This window comes from Candidatus Poriferisodalis sp., assembly GCF_965208895.1.
Taxonomy (GTDB): Bacteria; Actinomycetota; Acidimicrobiia; order Acidimicrobiales; family Poriferisodalaceae; genus Poriferisodalis.
Genome location: NZ_OZ242363.1, coordinates 3,196,139 through 3,214,348, shown reverse-complemented (window position 1 = coordinate 3,214,348; position 18,210 = coordinate 3,196,139). Strand labels below are relative to the sequence as shown.

Below are 18,210 nucleotides of genomic sequence, written 5' to 3'. Positions count from 1 at the left end.
TGGCCCCTTCAAACCTAGCTCGCGGCTGCCGGCTCGCAGTTCTACCCGACGCACGGCGCTGCCGGCAGGCCCCTCACGCCGAATCAGTCGGTGATGGTGGATGTGGCTTTGGCTGTGTGGTTGGCCGCGCCGATCGTGTACAGCACATGGAGTTCGATGGTGCTGCTGACCCCGGCGGTGGGCACGGTCACGGTGGCGTCGATGTCGCCGCTGTCGATGGTGACGATGTCGCCTGCGCCGTAGCTGCCGCCGTGGGCAAGTTGACGGTTGCGCCGGTTGCGCCGCTTTCGATGGTGATGGTGTTGATGCCTTAACGTGTGACTCCCGGTGCTAGTCGATGATCGTGCCGTACGCCCAGATTCCAAATGGGTTCGTGACCTCGGTGACCCAGACCAAGTACAGGCCCACATCGCTGGCGCCGATGGTCGGGGCCCGTACCGATGCGGTGGTGTCGCCACTGCTGATCGTCACTGTGCCTCCGTCGGCGTAGGTGAAGCCATGCGCAATGGAGTAGTGCACGACGACATCGGCGCTGTGGCGGCAGTCGAGACTGATGACGAACTCGAGGTTGTCGCCTCGCTGGGCGGTCGCATCGGCTACGGACACGGTCGGCTTGCCGACGCAGGCCGCCACACCCGGTGGTGGGTCGTCGTCGTCTGCGACGCTGACAGTGGCGGTCGTGGCCGCGCCCAGGTCGTAGTCCGCGCCGTCGATGAGTGTCGCGGTGACCGATCCGTCGGGCTCGTCTGTGCTGTCGTTGGCGGTGGCGACGGTGAACGTGGCAGTGCCGCCGACGGGCACCGTGACCGTGCGGGTGCCGGTTTGGGCGCCGTAGTCGCCGGTTTGGGTCACTTTGACCTGCACGGGGAGGTTCGAGGTGGGCGGCGGGTTCGCGGTCAGGGTGTATGAGGCGTTGCCGCCCTCGGTCACGCCGCCTCCCGCTGTGATGCTCACCACCGGGATCACCGGCGGCGCATCGTCATCGTCGGCGACGCTGACAGTGGCGGTCTTGGCCGCGCCCAAGTCGTAGTCCGCGCCGTCGATGAGTGTCGCGGTGACCGATCCGTCGGGCTCGTCTGTGCTGTCGTTGGCGGTGGCGACGGTGAACGTGGCAGTGCCGCCGACGGGCACCGTGACCGTGCGGGTGCCGGTTTGGGCGCCGTAGTCGCCGGTTTGGGTCACTTTGACCTGCACGGGGAGGTTCGAGGTGGGCGGCGGGTTCGCGGTCAGGGTGTATGAGGCGTTGCCGCCCTCGGTCACGCCGCCTCCCGCTGTGATGCTCACCACCGGGATCACCGGCGGCGCATCGTCATCGTCGGCGACGCTGACAGTGGCGGTCTTGGCCGCGCCCAAGTCGTAGTCCGCGCCGTCGATGAGTGTCGCGGTGACCGATCCGTCGGGCTCGTCTGTGCTGTCGTTGGCGGTGGCGACGGTGAACGTGGCAGTGCCGCCGACGGGCACCGTGACCGTGCGGGTGCCGGTTTGGGCGCCGTAGTCGCCGGTTTGGGTCACTTTGACCTGCACGGGGAGGTTCGAGGTGGGCGGCGGGTTCGCGGTCAGGGTGTATGAGGCGTTGCCGCCCTCGGTCACGCCGCCTCCCGCTGTGATGCTCACCACCGGGATCACCGGCGGCGCATCGTCATCGTCGAGCACCTGCACTGTTTGCGACGACAGCGAACCGACGGTGTAACCGCCGCCGCTGTTCAACGTCAGCGTCACCGAACCGTCAGCCTCGTCGACCGAATCATCCGACGTCGACAAAGTCACCGTCTTGGAAGACTGCCCCGCCGCGATCGTCACCGTCTGTGTGCCAGACGACACGCCAAAATCACCCGAAGCCGACACCGACACACCCACCGCCAGATCCACAGCCGGCGACGGAACCGCGGTCACCGTGAACGACACCGAATCACCCTCGGTTCCCCCCGACGCGCTCGTGACGGTCACCGTCGGCACGACCGGAGGAGGCTGCTGAGGCTGAGGGGGCTGCTGCTGTGCCGCGTCGAACGCTGCCTTGGCCTCGATCTCAGCCACCACCTGACCCCACACCGGGCTGCTGTACCTCTCGTCGTTCTGGCGGGCCTCCGCCAAAGTCAGCGCGCCGCCGACGACACCGGCAGAATCCAGCACGCCCATCGCGACCAGCGCCCGCTGCCAGCGATTCACATGCGCAGAACCGTGATGGGCCTGCGACGCCAGATACTCCACCGCGGAGACCACCTGCGGATCCGCAGCATACGACGGCGGCGAGTCGTCGTCGTCAGCGACGCTGACCGTGGCGGTTTTGGTGGTGCCGAGGTCGTAGTCTGCGCCGTCGATGAGCGTGGCGGTGACAGAGCCGTCGGCTTCGTCGGTGTTGTCGTTTGTGGTGGGCACGGTGAACGTGGCTGTGCCGCCGGTGGGGACTGTGACTGTTCGGGTGCCGGTGGCGGCGCCGTAGTCGCCGGTCTGGGTTACTTTGACCTGCACCGAGAGGTTCGAGGTGGGCGGCGGGTTCGCGGTCAGGGTGTATGAGGCGTTGCCGCCCTCGGTCACACCACCGCCGCCGGTTATCGACACCACCGGGATCACCGGCGGCGGGTCGTCGTTGTCGGTGATGTTGACGGTGGCCGCTTTGGCGGTTCCGAGGTCGTAGTCTGCGCCGTCGATGAGCGTGACGGTTACCGAACCGTCAGCCTCGTCGGTGTTGTCGTTTGTGGTGGGCACGGTGAACGTGGCTGTGCCGCCGGTGGGGACTGTGACTGTTCGGGTGCCGGTGGCGGCGCCGTAGTCGCCGGTCTGGGTTACTTTGACCTGCACCGAGAGGTTCGAGGTGGGCGGCGGGCTCGCGGTCACCGTAAACGACGCAGAGCCGCCCTCGGTCACGTCGCTGCCGCCGGTGATCGACACTGCCGGGATGGGGTCATCGTCGTCGGCGACGCTGACGGTGGCGGTTTTGGTGGGGGCGAGGTCGTAGTCTGCGCCGTCGATGAGCGTGACGGTTACCGAACCGTCAGCCTCGTCGGTGTTGTCGTTTGTGGTGGGCACGGTGAACGTGGCTGTGCCGCCGGTGGGGACTGTGACTGTTCGGGTGCCGGTGGCGGCGCCGTAGTCGCCGGTCTGGGTTACTTTGACCTGCACCGAGAGGTTCGAGGTGGGCGGCGGGCTCGCGGTCACCGTAAACGACGCAGAGCCGCCCTCGGTCACGTCGCTGCCGCCGGTGATCGACACCACCGGGACAATGTCGTTGTCGGCGACCGTGACCGTCGCGGTGCTTGCGGTGGCTGAGAGCGTGTAGCCGCTGCCGGCCAGCACCTGCGCCGATACCGAGCCGTCAGCCTCGCTGATGTCGTCATTGACCGTGGGAACCGAGAACGACACCGACCTGAAACCATGAACGCTCGGTGCCATCGTTAGCGTTTTCAAACCTGTCCGCGTCGCGAATTCGCCCGACTGCGCGACCTTCACTTTTACCGTCAGCGGCGCGGCAGGTGCAGGTGATGCCGTCACCGTGAACACCGCGCCGCCGCCCTCGGTAACCGGTGGCCCGGCGGTGACCGACAGCTCCGGCACGTCGTTGTCGGTGACGCTGACCGATGCCGAAGGCGGTGTGCCGACCGTGTAGCCGGCGCCGTCGACCAGCGTCGCGGTGATGGAGCCGTCGGCCTCGTCGGCGTTGTCGTCGACGGTGGCCACGGTGAACGACGTCGACCCGCCGGTGGGGACTGTCACCGTTCGTGTTCCGGTCGCGGCGCCGTAATCGCCTGACTCCGCGACCTTCACCTTCACCGTCAGCGCTGAGGCAGGTGGCGGTGATGCCGTCACCGTGAACACCGCGCCGCCGCCCTCGGTCACCCCCGGCCCAGCCGAAACCGACACCGCCGGGGTATCCGGCGTCGACAAGATGTCGTCGTCGGTGACGCTCACCGACGCCGAAGGCGGCGTGCCGACCGTGTAGCCGGCGCCGTCAACCAGCGTCGCGGTGATGGAGCCGTCGGCCTCGTCGGCGTTGTCGTCGACGGTGGCCACGGTGAACGACGTCGACCCGCCGGTGGGGACTGTCACCGTTCGTGTTCCGGTCGCGGCGCCGTAATCGCCTGACTCCGCGACTTTCACCTTCACCGTCAGCGCTGAGGCAGGTGTAGGTGATGCCGACACCGTGAACACCGCGCCGGTGCCTTCGCTAACCGGTGGCCCGGCGGTGACCGACACCACTGGGATCGGGTCGTCGTTGTCGAAGACTGAGACCGACGCCGAAGACGGCGTGCCGACCGTGTAGCCGTCGTCCGGCATCACCTGGGCCGATACCGAACCGTCAGCCTCGTCGATGCCGTCATCGATCGTGGGAATAATGAACGTCACTTGGTTATGGACGTCAGCGCGCCGCCATATCCTTACCGTCCTCAAACCTGTCCGAGTAGTGAAATCGCCCGACTGCCCCACCTTCACCTGAACCCGCATATATTCCCTCGGCCCAGGCGAAGCCCACAGCGTGAACCACGCGTACGCGCCCTCGGTTGTACCGCCCCTACTCGACAAAGTCACCACCGGCGGCGGGCTGTCGTTGTCGGTGACATTGACCGTCGCAGACTTGTTCGTGTCCAGGTCGTAGCCGGCGCCGTCGACCAGCGTCGCGGTGATCGAGCCGTCGGCTTCGTCGGCCCTGTCGTCGACGGTGGCCACGGTGAACGACGCCGAGCCGCCGGTAGGCACAGTAACCGACCTCGTTCCGGTCGCCGCGCCGAAATCGCCTGACTCCGCGACCTTGATCTGGACGGTCAGCGCCGAGGCGGGTGTAGGCGATGCCGACACGGTGAACACCGCGCCGCCGCCCTCGGTCACCCCCGGCCCGGCGGTGATCGATACCGCGGGCACATCGTTGTCGGCGACTTTCACCGATGCCGTCGACGGTTCGCCGACTCTGTAGCCGCTGCCGGCCAGCACCTGTGCCGAAACCGAGCCGTCGTCTTCGTCGGCGCTGTCGTCAGCGGTGGGCACGGTGAACGACGCCGTGCCGCCAGTAGGCACTGTCACCGTTCGCGTTCCGGTCGTGGCACCGTAATCGCCCGACTCATCAACGTTGAGCTGGACGGTCAGCGCTGAGGCGGGCGTAGGCGATGCCGACACGGTGAACACTGCGTCGGCGCCCTCGGTCACCGGTGGCCCAGCCGTCACAGACACCTTCGGCAGGTCGGGGTCGTCGTCGGCGACGTCTACCGATGCCGTTGACGGTTCGCCGACTCTGTAGCCGCTGCCGGCCAGCACCTGCGCCGTTACCGAGCCGTCGTCTTCGTCGGCGCTGTCGTCAGCGGTGGGCACGGTGAACGACGCCGTGCCGCTTGGGGGGACTGTCACCGTTCGCGTTCCGGTCGTGGCGCCGTAATCGCCTGATGCTGCGACTTTGATCTGGACGGTTAGCGCTGAGGCGGGTGTAGGCGATGCCGTCACCGTGAACACCGCGTCGGCGCCCTCGGTCACCGGTGGCCCAGCCGTCACAGACACCTTCGGCAGGTCGGGGTCGTCGTCGGCGACGCTCACCGACGCTGACGACGACGAGCCCACCGTGTAGCCGCTGCCGGCCAGCACCTGCGCTGATACCGAGCCGTCGTCTTCGTCGGCGCTGTCGTCGACGGTGGGCACGGTGAACCACGTCGAGCCGCTGGTTGGCACAGATACCGTTCGCGTGCCGATCGTCGCCCCGAAGTCGCCCGACTGCGCCACGCTCACCTTCACCGTCACCGCTGCGGCGGGTGTAGGCGATGCCGTCACCGAGAACACCGCTTCGTCGCCCTCGGTCACCCCTAACCCGGCGGTATGAATCGATACCGCGGGTACGTCGTCGTCGGTGACGCTCACCGATGCTGATGACGCCGAGCCCACCGTGTAGCCAATGTCTGCCAGCACTTGCACCGTCACCGAGCCGTCGTGTTCGTCGACGGTGTCGTCGACGGTGGGCAGTTCGAGCAACACCGAGCCGCTGGGGGGGACTGTCACCGTTCGCGTGCCGGTCGCCGCCCCGAAGTCGCCTGACTGCGCCACGCTCACCTTCACCGTCACCGCCGCGGTAGGCGGGGGAGATGCCGACACTGTGAACACCGCGTCGCTGCCCTCGGTCACCGGTGGCCCGGCGGTGACCGACACCTCCGGCGGCGTCACATCGTCATTGGTGATGGTGACGGTTGTGGCGACGCCGAGTGCTTGGTAGCCGTCGGGTGGGGTGCCCAGCCCGACGGTGAAAGTCTCGTCGCCTTCGTCGTCTTGGTCGTCGGTGATGGCAATGAGCCCGATGCCGCTGGTGGACCCGGCTGGGATGGTCACCGTTGGCAGAGCGCTGTAGTCGGCGGCCGCGTCGGTGGGTCCTGAAGCCGAAATCGGCGTCACGCTGACGGGCACTACCAAGTCTTGTGTCAAGGCGCCGTTGTGGCGGGTGGCGGTCACTTGCAGCTTTCCGCCCTCGGGCACTGCTGTTTCGATCGAGTCACCGCCTGCGCTCAGCGTCAGCGACGGCGCCAGCACCGCCGCCTCCGAGGTGTGGCCGTGAACGGTGATGCTCCACGACCTCAACAGGGGAAGCGAATCTGCCGTTGAGTTCTCATCAATCGTGCCGCGGTATACCAGACGAAGCGTCCAAGTACCGGAGGGGTCCTCGCCCAGATGGCGGGCGGTGCCGAAAGTGAAACTCCCGTTTAGCCCGCAACTAGTTTTACAGGTCGGCGCGTAGGTGGTGATCACCGACTCTCGTCCCGTCGGCGAGACCAGCACGACATCGAAGTCGCGGAACTTGTCGGCCCTCATGTCGATCTTGAAGTTCACGTGCTCGACGAAATCGATCGGGCTCTGCACGTCCAGCGTGAACTCGTTGTTCTTGGTGTTGATTGATGAGTTGAGGCTCGGCGACGACACCGTGGTGTTCTTTTCCGCCGGGAGCAGCGGCCAGGAGAATGCCGCGTCCACCGCGGCCTGTGCGTCGACCACGCCGAACCCGTACTTGTGACTGAAGCTGTAGTTCTCGGTGCTGTTCGAGTACTTGGCCGCGCCCGGCAGCCACGAGCTGTCGCCGGCATCATTCTTGAACGCAGTGTCGGCCAGCAGCAGCTTTACGTCGCGCCATGTCAGATAGGGGTTCACACTGCGCACCAGCGCCGCGACCCCGCTGACCTGAGGCGCCGACCCGCTCGTCCCGCCAAAAGTCAAGGTGTACTGGTTGTTGCTCTGCGGGGCGACGAGGCCCAAGCCGGAAGTGCCCTTCGACGGGGCGCACAACCACAGGTTGGAGCCCTCGCTGGAATAGTGCGAACTGGTGCCGTCGGCCCCGACAGCGCAGACCACCATCTGGCCCCGGTGGTTCATCCGCTCCTGGAGCGTGGCCAGCCCGGAATACGGCATACGACTGAGATTCTTGGCGTTGCCCGCCGCTCCTACGAACACCGTGCCCAAGCCCCCGTAGCCGCTGCTCAAAGCGCCATCGACTGCGCTTACCCATGCGCTGTCCACCCGGCTGAGGCCTGGTCTGGCAGATTTGCCGTAACTGTGGTTCGACACTCCGACAACGTCGCTGTGGCGGGTCCAGGCCGCCAAGAAGTTCGCGGAACTCTGACTATCAATGTAATCGAAATTGGTCAGCGTGGCGCGCGGTGCCACGCCCCGCCCGCCCACAAGGTTGTCGCGGGCCCCGACAATCCCCGCCACATTCGTTCCATGCGGGATCGGTCCCGTAATAAGCCAAAGAATCGAACCAATCCGGATCGCGTTTGGCTCGCCGGACCACCGACTCCAGTTCGAATCGAGCGAGGTGTTGACGTTGTCTGCGAGGTCCTCATGGCCACCGTTCCAGTGACGGTCCACGATGGCCACCGTCACGCCTTGGCCCTTGGTCTTGTTCCACGCATCCCCGATATTGATATCGACCTGCGGGTCAGCCAGCGACGATCGGGCGCGATACGACGTATCCGCGTCGAGATGCCACGAGCAGGGCAACAATTCATCAGACAGCGAATCCGACGCATGCGACTTGCACCAATTCACCTCTGCCTGGCTTACGTTTTCGACGATGTCGGGCGAGTGCCAATTGGGCGATGCTGATTCCACCGCCGGGTCGCGGGGCAAAGCCGCGGCCAGCCGCAGCGAGTCAACAGCGGAGGCTGTGATCAAGTACCCGTTGTGAAAGCCGTCAATCGGCGCCGCGTCGGCGGCTGTGATGCCGTGGCGGGCCAGAGCGGCGCTGATCTCGGCCGCAGACGCCCAGGAGCGGAACACGACAACGACGCCGTCGCTCAAATGCAGCGTCTGGCCGGTGTCATCGACGAACTCGCGAGGCAGGTTTGCTTCGGTCAGCGCCGGCGACGAGCCCGCCCCCGCAGACACCCCGTCAGCACCGTCGAAGACTGGGCGAATCTGCACCACGCGATCCCCGTCGACCCAGTGGTACACACCGTCGTCGTCGAACAAGTCCGACACGCTGAACCCGTCGCCGGGCGCCGGCCCGAGCGGTTGTCCTCCCAGGTCGGGGCCCCCGACAAGCCCAGGGCCCTCAACAGGAACGGGCCCTGCGGGCTCTGCGGGAACCGGCGCCACGTGCCCCTCCTCGGCGCTCGGGCGACCGGCAGGATCGCTGTCGATGCCAACACCACCGGCAGGCGCCTCCGGCGCGGCTGGGGGATCCGCTGCCTCCGGGGCGGCGGTCACCGGCGAGGCCACCGACACCACCGCCAGCACCACAGCCACGCCCGCTGCCAATCTTCTGGCGCCCACACGACCGATTCTCATGAACAACCTCTCCACGACGAGACAGACCTCCAGACCTTCCCAGCCCGTTCCAGTGGTCAGCCGGTGATGGTGGCTGCGGCTTGGGTTGAGTAGTTGGCGGCGCCGATGGTGTACACCACGTGGAACGTAACCGATGTGTTGACGCCGGCTGTGGGCACGTTCACGGTCGCTTCGGTGTCGCCGCCGGCGATGCCGATAGTGCGGACGGATGTGATGTCGGCGCCGTAGGCGACGAAGTAGTAGACGGTGACAGCGCCGCTGGAGCGGCAGCTGAGGCTGATCACGAACTCCAGGTCGTCGCCTCGCTGTGCTGCGGCGTCGGCGACGGACACCCGCGGCTTGCCGGTGCATGCCGCGACGGCAGGCTCGGGCGGCGGGTCGTCGTCGTCGAGAATCTGCGCAGTCTGCGTCGGCTGCGCGCCGACGGTGTAGCCGCTGCCCGCAGCGAGCGTCGCGGTGATTGACCCGTCGGGCTCGTCGGTGCTGTCGTCGACGGTGGCGACGGTGAGGGTCGCCTGTGCGGCGCCTTGGGGGATCGTCACCGTCTGTGTGCCTGTCGTCGCGCCCCAGTCGCCAGTTGCGCTGACCGTCACGTCGACGTCAAGAGCTGCCGCGACCGGCGCGGACGCGGTGACCGTGAACGTCGCCGCGGTGCCTTCAGTGCCGCCCGTAGCGGCGGTGATGCTCACTTGCGGCGGCGGTTCGTCGCTGTCGATAATCACCACCGTGGTCGACCCATCCGCGCGCTCAGTGCCGTCAGGGCCCCACGAGATGCCCAGCGTGACGCCGTCGGTGCTGCCGTTCAGCGTCGGCGCCCGGGGGCCGGTCCCATACGACACGGTGATCTCGTGATCGTCCCAGTCGCTGTCATCCACAGCGGTCAACACCAACTCGACACGCTGATCGCCCGGCTCCAAGACAACACCGTCAACACCCGGCCCGAACGTCACCTCGAACTCGTTCGCGAACACCGCATCGGGATCGTTCAGATTCCGCATCGTCCAGTTGGCGCCCTCTTCGCCGCCGGTCACGCTCAACGGCACCGTCAGCGTCTCCCACGACCGCAAAGCACGCGTCGGGGCAATGGCGAACTGCGCCTGGTTGCCATAGCCGGCGCCGTTCTCGTCGATCGAGGTCGAAAAGAAGATCATGTACACCGTCAACGGATCCACATCATCATCAGCCACCCCCACCGACGCAGCGCCCTGAGCGGCAGAGACCGTGTAGCCCGCATCCGCCGCGGGCGCGTCCAACGACACCGACACGCTGCCGTCGGCCTCGTCGACGCCGTCATCGACGGTGGGCACCGTCAGCGTCGCTGTCGCAGCGCCCGCCGCGAACGTCACTGTGCGGGCGCCCCCAGCCGCGCCCCACTCGCCGGACGCGGAGACCGTCACGCTCACATCGAGAGCCGCAGACGGCGCCGGCGCCGCAGAGATCGTGAACACTGCACCTGAGCCCTCGCTCACATCGCCGCCCGCCGCCACGGAGATCTCAGGGACCACCACCGGCACAGCATCGGCCTCGTCCGGCACCGGAGCGTCCTGGGCTGGGGTGTCTTGCGTCGCCTGCGCGGATTCGAGCGCGGTCAGCTCGGCTACTACTTCGTCCCACACCGGGCTGCTGTGCGTATTGGCCATGTGCTGGGCCTGTTCCGCAGTCATCGCGCCGCCGGTAACGCCTGCTGCGTCGAGCGTCCCGAACGCCGCCAGCACCCGCTGCCAACGATTCACATGCGCCGAGCCGTGATGAACCTGCGAAGCCAGGTACTCCACCTTCGCCACCACACCCGCATCGACCGTGTAACCCGGCGGCTCTGGCGTGTCCGCGACGGGCACGACCTCGATCGTGGCCCCGCCCGACCGCTGCCGCACCGGGTCCAGCGGACAGTACGGCTCACCGTCGGCAGTGTCGATCCCCGACTTGTCCCCGCAGTACTTCAGCACCGGGTACTGCGACGACGACCCGAAATCCCACGGATCATCACCCGGCCCGATTTCGTCCCAGTCCGCGTAGATGCCCGTATAACCCGTGGGGGCCTGCAACTGCGCCGTCGTGTAGCCCACCCCCAACCCCGGGCTAGCCGCCTGACCGGATGTCTCCACATCCCAAAGGTTCGAACCCTCACCAGGCGAGATGGGTGAGGACATGATCTGACCGCCCAGCCCGCCGACGAAGACGGCGCCCTGCGGCGCCGAGACCTGCCCGATCGCGTAGCTGGCACGCGGCCAGTCGACCAGAGCGGGTGCCCACATCGACCCGAGCAAGCCGCCGACAGATCTCACGAACACGCCGTCCACCTTGCATCTGCTTGCTCCGGTGGCGGTCACCGAACCGGTGGCATAGGCCGCCCGGATGTGGCCGTCGATCCGCCGCCCGATGAGCCCTCCCGCTACGCAGCGTGCTGTCACGTCGCCGGTGGCGTAGCTCGCAACGGCACCGGGTCCCGCGTTGAGGATCCCGATCAAGCCGCCCACAAGCGCCATGCCGGTCACGTCGCCGGTGGCGTAGCTCTCGACCACAGCGCTGAAGTTCCAGCTCGCCCCGACCAGGCCCCCGACTTCGGTCCTGCTGCCGGTCACGTCGACATCGGACCACACACCGCTGACAATGCCCCCCTCCACCGTGCCTGCCAGCGCCCCCACATGACGGTCGCCGCGCACCCCGCTGTCGGAGTTGGGGGCCGGCAGCCCCACATTGCGCACATGCCCGCCAGGGCCGACATAGCTAAACAGCCCCACATACCGCCGATCAGGATCGTCGATGAACAAATTCGAGATCGTGCGGCCGTTGCCCTCGAACACCGCGGTGAACATGCGAGCACGCGAATTCGGCCCGCTGGTACCCGCGTAGTCCATAAAACGCAAATCCGCATCCCAATCGCGGATCGCCTCGCCGCCCATCAACGGCAACCAACCCAGGCCGCCGTTCCAGAAGGCGTCACCCGCGTCGGCCTGCCCGTTGGCGTTGGTGTCGAAGTCCAAGTCCGCAGCCAGCTCATAGCCGACACACCCATCAGACGTGCAGCCCATGCCCGCCACCGCGTTCGGGAACGCTGCCGCATGCTTCGTAGCGCCGTCTGGGTCATGACCGGTGCGGCCCGCAATATCGGGCGGGTACACATCAGCGGTGCCGTCGCCGTCGAGATCCCACCGGATCGCGTTCAACTGCGCCAAGCTCGAAACCTCGATCAAGCCGTCATCATCGACGTCGTAATCCACCGCCGGAGGGGGGTTCTGCGCCCACGCCGGACCTGCCGACACCGGCACCACCAGCCCAGCCGCCAGCACCGCGACCACACCCGCAGCCACGCGGCGCCGCCCGGCGCCCGATCTCCGCGGCGCCGCCCGGCGACCATCGCCATCAGAGCCCGAACTGCTGCCCCGGCCCCGATCAGTGTCTCCTGCCAGCATGACCACCGTCCTTGAGCGTCGCTATGTCTGTGTCGCATCAGACCGAACCGCACCACGATCCCGTCCCGAGCACCCGAACACTACGTCAAGCAAACACCGGTGTACGCGACACGCGGCCCATCTGCCACACCAGCAGTGCCACGGCGCAGACGTGGGCCAGCAAGCTGCGATGAGACCCAGCGGCCGTCGCGCACCAACCCGCGACCCGCGCGTGACGCGGCCGGTGACACACCTGGACCCGAGCCGCGCTCGGGCGCCCAGATTCTCACGAGGACGGGAAAGAAGAGCGAGACACAGAACAAGCACTACGACACCTCACGCCCATCTGCGAGCATTCCCAGATGAGTGATCGGCCGGTCTGAGGTGAATCAGTACCTCCTCTTCGCGATCGTCGGCCTGGGATTCGGCTGCATCTACGCAGCGCTGTCGATGGGCTTGGTCATCACATACCGGGGCACGGGCGTCATCAACTTCGCCACCGGGGCCATGGCGATGTGGGGGGCCTACGTCTACGACGAGCTCGCCCGAACCGGCGACCTCGTGCTGCCGGTGGTGGTCCTGCGCAATCGGATCGGACTCGGCGGCAGTTCGGGCACGGTGCCGTTCGCGGTGGCGATCGTGCTCGCCGTGCTGTCGTGCAGCCTCATCGGCCTGATGGTGCACTTCCTGGTTTTCCGACCGCTTCGACGCGCCCCGATCCTGGCCCGCGTCGTGGCGTCGGTGGGCGTGCTGCTCGTGATCCAAGCCATGATCGTGATGCACTTCACGAGCACAGCACGCGTCGTCGCTCCGATCCTGCCGAACGAGCCGGTGAGCTTCGCCGGCATCAGCTTCTCTCGCGACCGCCTGTGGCTCACCGCCGTCGTGCTGGCGACTGCCGTGGCGGCGTGGGCATGGTTTCGCTTCACGCGACTGGGGCTCGCCACGCGGGCGTCCACCGAGAACGAGCGGGCGGTCAGCCTGGCCCGCTACTCGCCGCAGGTGCTGGCGGGCGCCACGTGGGTGCTCTCGAGCACCGTCGTCGGTTTCATCGTCATCCTGACCTCGCCGATCGTCACCTTGAGCCCGCTGACCTACATCCTCGCGATCGTGCCCGCGCTGGCCGCGGCGGTCATCGGTCGCCTGCTGTCGATTGCGGTCAGCGTGACGGCGGGGTTCGGCCTCGGCATCTTCCAGTCGATCGTCGTGTACCAGACCACCAACCCGTGGTGGCCCGACTGGGCCATCACCGGGATTTCCCATGCGCTTCCGTTCGGCGTCATCGTGCTCGCCCTGTTCGGCTTGGGTCACACCCTGCCGTCCCGCGGTGCTGTCGAAGCCGATTCCCTGCCCGAAGTGGTGAGGCCGAAGATGCGCCCCGGTGTGGTGACAGCCGCCGTGGTGGCCGCGATCGTGCTGACCGTGGTGACGCAAGGCAGCTATCGCATCGGAATCATCACCAGCATGATCATGACCATCGTCATGCTGTCGCTGGTGGTGCTGACCGGCCTCGTCGGCCAGATCTCGCTGGCCCAAGCCGCGATCGCAGGGGCGTCAGGCTTTGCGCTCAGCAAGCTGGGCGACTCCCTCGGCATCCCGTTTCCCATCTCCCTGCTGCTGGCGGCACTCATGGCCACCGGATTCGGCCTCGTGGTGGGTATCTCCGCCCTGCGGATCCGCGGCGCGCAGCTTGCTGTGGTCACGCTGGCGGGTGCCGTGGCGCTCGAGGAATTCGTATTCCGCAACACCGCCATCACCGGCCTGTATGGCAACCCGATCTCAGGGCCGTCGCTCTTCGGTGTCGACCTGTCCATCCGCGAAGGCAGGAATTTCGCGCGCATGGAATTCGGGCTCTTGGTGGTCGCGGTGGTGACCGTGTGCGCGATCGCCGTGGGAAACCTGGCGCGCAGCGCGACGGGGCGCCGGTTCCTGGCCGTGCGCTCGAATGAGCGGGCCGGGGCGTCGATCGGCATCTCGGTGGCCAAGACCAAGATGCTGGCGTTCGGGATCGCGTCGTTCCTCGCCGGCCTCGGCGGCGCATTCATCGGCTACAGCAGGGGCCAGCTGTCCGCAGAGAGCTTCGCCGTACTGATCGGCTTGAGTTTCCTGGCGCTGGCGTACCTGTGCGGCATCACGAGCGTCGCCGGAGCAATCATCGCCGGGCTGTTCGCGCCGCTCGGCATCGTCTACATCACCGCCGACCGGATCGCCGAGCTCGGCCGCTGGTACCAGTTCTCGGCTGGTGTGGCACTCGTGGTCACCGCCATCTTCTTTCCCGAGGGCCTTGCCGGCGCGTACCGGCAGAACCTCGCACGGTTCAAGGCGGTTCGGGCAGGCAGGCGCGCCAGGGCCGCGGTCCGCGGCGGCGAGTTCGGCACTGTGTTTGCCGCCGATGCCGCAGAGTCTCCCGGCGAGGTCCCAGCAGCATCGCGCTACCGGCGCAAGGTGCGCCCCCGAAGCTTCGAAGATGCACCCGTCGTGCTGGATGTCACCGATCTGACGGTTCGATTCGGCGGCCTGAAGGCGGTAGACGGAGCATCGCTGCGGATCCGTGAGGGCGAGATCGTCGGGCTCATCGGGCCGAACGGCGCCGGCAAGACGACGTTCGTCGATGCCCTCACGGGTTTCGTCCCATCGCGAGGGCAGGTCACCTTCTGCGGGAAGCCGCTCACCAGCGAAGCACCCCATGTTCGCGCCCGGTTGGGCTTGACGCGCACATGGCAATCGCTCGAGTTGTTCGACGATCTGACGGTGCGAGAGAACGTGCAGGTCGCTGCGGAACGTTCCTCGTTCGGCTCCGTCCTCGCCGATTTCGTGGTGCCGACGCGACCCGCGGAAGAGTCCCGGGTGGATGGGGCGATGGAGCTGGTCGGGTTGAACCGCGACACCGAGGTGAAGCCCGCAAGCCTGCCGCTCGGCAGCCAGAAGCTGGTCGGCGTGGCGCGGGCGTTGGTGTCGGTGCCGCGGGTGATGCTCGCCGACGAGCCCGCAGCCGGGCTGACGACGCCCGAGAGCATTGCACTGGGCGTGCGGCTGCTTGATGTGGCTTCCGAAGGCGTGTCGATCTTGCTGATCGACCACGACATGGGTCTGGTGCTCGAGGTGTGCGACTACATCTACGTGCTCGAATTCGGCCGGGTCATCGCACAGGGCACATCGGCCGAGATCCGCGTCAATGAGGCCGTGGTGAACGCCTACCTCGGCTCAAGCGCCGAAGCCGGAGCACCGCCAAGCTCAACGGTGCCAAAGCAGCCCGCTGCGGCTGTACCGTCGCAACCTAGGAACCAGCGGTCGGGGGCGTGAGCGTGGGATTCGTACGCCAGCAAGCAGACAACTGGCGTCATGAAGTGCCAGGAGTCCGCTGGTTCAAGGCAGACCTGCAGATTCACACCATCGACGACGCGCCCGGCCGCTCGGAAGGATTGCCAAGCGGCATTGACGCCTCATCGCCGTCGTCAGAACAGCTCTCGACCTATGCACAGCAGTTCCTCGACGCCGCCATTTCGAGCGGGGTTCAGGTGCTCGGCATCACACCGCGCAGCCCACGCTTCGCCGGTTCCGGCGACCTGAGCGCCACTTGGCACATCGTCGAAGAATGGAACAACGGCATCGATCACAGTGGAACGCCATATCGCGAGCAGGTTTTTGCTGTCTTCCCTGGTTTCAAGCCGAGACTCAACGACGGGCGCGATGGCCTAGACCTTGTGTTCCTGTTCGACCCCGAGATTGGTCACGAGCGGTATCTGCAACTCTTCGACCTGCTGATGCAAGGCAGACAACCGTGGGCCGACAAGCGGGTTGCTACCGCTCCGCTCAGCGCCACAGGGGCATTTGCCATCGTGCGCGACAACCAACGACCCGATGGGGCGCCCAGCGACGCTGCACCATGGGATTGCCTTGCGCTGGCACCGCATGCGTTCGGCGAGACAGGACTTCTCGGCACGCCGGGCGAACACGTCGAACGAGAAGACTTCGACATCGGCAACCTTGTGGCTCTCGAACTCCCGAAGAACTCTCTCGAAGATGAAGCCCTTCAAGGCAAGCCCTGGGTCAACGAGTTTGTATCGACCAATCGATTGGCCTTCTTCCACAGCAGCGCAGCACACTCACTCGAGGACATCGGCAGCCGTCATGTCTGGGTCAAGATGGCCGACCCAACCATCGAGGCGCTGCGACAGGCATTCGTCGCCCGTGTTACGCGCCTGCGCCCAGGCCACGAGCTGGACGGCGGCGGCTCGCTCAGCGACCTGAGCGAACGACCCGACGCCATGCGAAACGAGCGCCCGTGGCTCAAGTCCGTGACCGTGGATGGAGCGGCATCGTTCTTTGTCTCCGAGCATGTCGCCCAGCCGGTCAGATTCGAGTTCAGCCCGGACTTGACGTGTGTCATCGGCGGCAGCATGACCGGAAAGAGCACACTCCTCGACGGACTGCGTGTGCACGTCGGCGCCCCATTGCCGCAGGACGTCCGAATGCAACGACAGGTCGGTGAGCGTGCAGCCGGGCGTTTTCTCGCCGGCGCACCGTCTATCGAACTCGACATTCCTGGCAGTGACCCGACCGCGGACGCGCACGAGCGGTGGCCTGCTGAGTTCTACACGCAAGGCGAGCTGCAGCACTTGGCCCAAGATCCGGAGGCGGTACAGCACATCCTGTCCAGGTTGGACGCTTCGTTGACGGATGAACTCCATAGCCGTGAACGCGACCTGCAGGCACGCGACCGGGACCTCAGCAGGGTTGCCAGCCGGCTTGCCGATATTGACGACGAGCTTGCGGACGCCGAGCAATCGCGTGATCGCAGCTCACGAGCACGGGCCGAATTGGGGGTGTTCGCCGCCGCCGGAATGGAAGAGCTGAATCGTGCCGAGTCATCCACGTCCTCGTGGCGCGAGACCGTGAAGGCGACAGGCGAAATCCTGCAGGAGACTGGCGATCTCATCTCGTCGCTGAACTCGGTGAGGCGCCCGGTCATTTCTATAGCCGTTGACGAGTCAACAGAACAGGTCGACGCCGAGGCGGAGCGGCTCGATCAAGTGTGGGAGCTGGCATCGGATGCCGCCGAAGCTCTTCGCGACCGACTTGTCGAGGCGCAACACCTCGCCAGGACTGGCCTGCGAACACACGAGACACGGCGCGGCGAGCTACATGCGGAAGTGGAACGGACCCTCGCCGATCAGGGATTCGACGGCGCGCGGATCAATGAGTCTCAGGCACTCAATGCCCAAGCGGCCCTGCTGGACAGTTACGAAGCGAACCTCGACAGGATTCGTGCCGCAGCCGATCGGCTCCGCTCGGCGTTCGAACAAGGACTGCAAGAACGGCGAGAGCTGGTTGCGGAGCAACGTCTGGCCTACGACAGCATCCTGAATGTGATCGAACGGCGATTCGATGGGCGAATGGTTGCCCGGCGCTTGAACGACGGAGACTTCGAGCCACTGGAGGCGTTTGTCACAGACTTGGGCCAACGTGGCATTACCCGCTGGTGGAACGACACTAAGAACGGAGTCGTTCCTTCGCCCCAAGTGCTGCTCGCACTACTTGATGCTGGAAGCCTGAGCAAAATCGGAATGAGCGACGCCGTTCAGCAGACGTTCGTGAGCTGTATGACGCCGAACCGGCGACGTGATCTCGCTGCGCTGCGCTGTCCTGATCGATACTGGCTCGAGTTCAGAACCATGGACGGGCAATACCGGCCGCTCGACAGGCTGTCCGGCGGTCAACGTGTCAACCTCTTGTTGTCGTTGCTGCTTGCAACGAACGACCATCGCCCGCTCGTCATCGACCAGCCTGAGGACGATCTCGACAATCGCTTCCTTTTTGAGACACTGTTGCCCGCGCTTCACCGTCTCAAGGGAATCCGTCAGGTCGTCGTCGCGACCCACAACGCCAACATCGTCGTGAACGGCGATGCGGACCAGGTCATTCAACTCGACGCCGAATCCGAGCACGGGCACATCGCGTGCGCCGGTGCCATCGAAGAGCCGACGGTGCGAAACGCCATCGTCCAGACCGTGGACGGAGGCGACGAGGCCTTCCGCCTGCGTCGGCTCAAGTACGGCTTCTGAGGCCCGCT

At 66.3% G+C, this 18,210-nt stretch carries 5 protein-coding genes; 3 read left to right on the top strand and 2 right to left on the bottom strand.

Annotated elements, in window-relative coordinates:
* Positions 1 to 93: 93 nt before the first annotated feature.
* Positions 94 to 243 carry a hypothetical protein gene (locus ACOGJB_RS14520; RefSeq protein WP_419837802.1) on the top strand — a complete coding sequence of 50 codons (150 nt, stop codon included), beginning with the start codon at positions 94 to 96 and terminating at the stop codon, positions 241 to 243.
* Between the two features lie 87 nt (positions 244 to 330).
* Here the strand turns inward: ACOGJB_RS14520 and ACOGJB_RS14515 are convergent, their stop codons facing one another.
* Both ACOGJB_RS14515 and ACOGJB_RS14510 read right to left on the bottom strand, forming a co-directional pair.
* Positions 331 to 8,730 carry a S8 family serine peptidase gene (locus ACOGJB_RS14515; protein WP_419837801.1) on the bottom strand — a complete coding sequence of 2,800 codons (8,400 nt, stop codon included), beginning with the start codon at positions 8,728 to 8,730 and terminating at the stop codon, positions 331 to 333.
* 71 nt (positions 8,731 to 8,801) lie between these two features.
* Entirely contained in the window at positions 8,802 to 12,158 is a 3,357-nt protein-coding gene (locus ACOGJB_RS14510) for a GLUG motif-containing protein (protein ID WP_419837800.1), read from the bottom strand.
* Positions 12,159 to 12,503: 345 nt separating this feature from the next.
* On the opposite strand from ACOGJB_RS14510, the gene ACOGJB_RS14505 reads away from it, so the two are divergent.
* Entirely contained in the window at positions 12,504 to 15,440 is a 2,937-nt protein-coding gene (locus ACOGJB_RS14505) for an ABC transporter permease subunit (protein ID WP_419837799.1), read from the top strand.
* On the top strand, positions 15,437 to 18,202 hold the full coding sequence (locus tag ACOGJB_RS14500) for a hypothetical protein (protein ID WP_419837798.1): 2,766 nt from the start codon (positions 15,437 to 15,439) through the stop codon (positions 18,200 to 18,202). Before ACOGJB_RS14505 ends, ACOGJB_RS14500 begins: the two co-directional genes overlap by 4 nt.
* Positions 18,203 to 18,210: the final 8 nt, after the last annotated feature.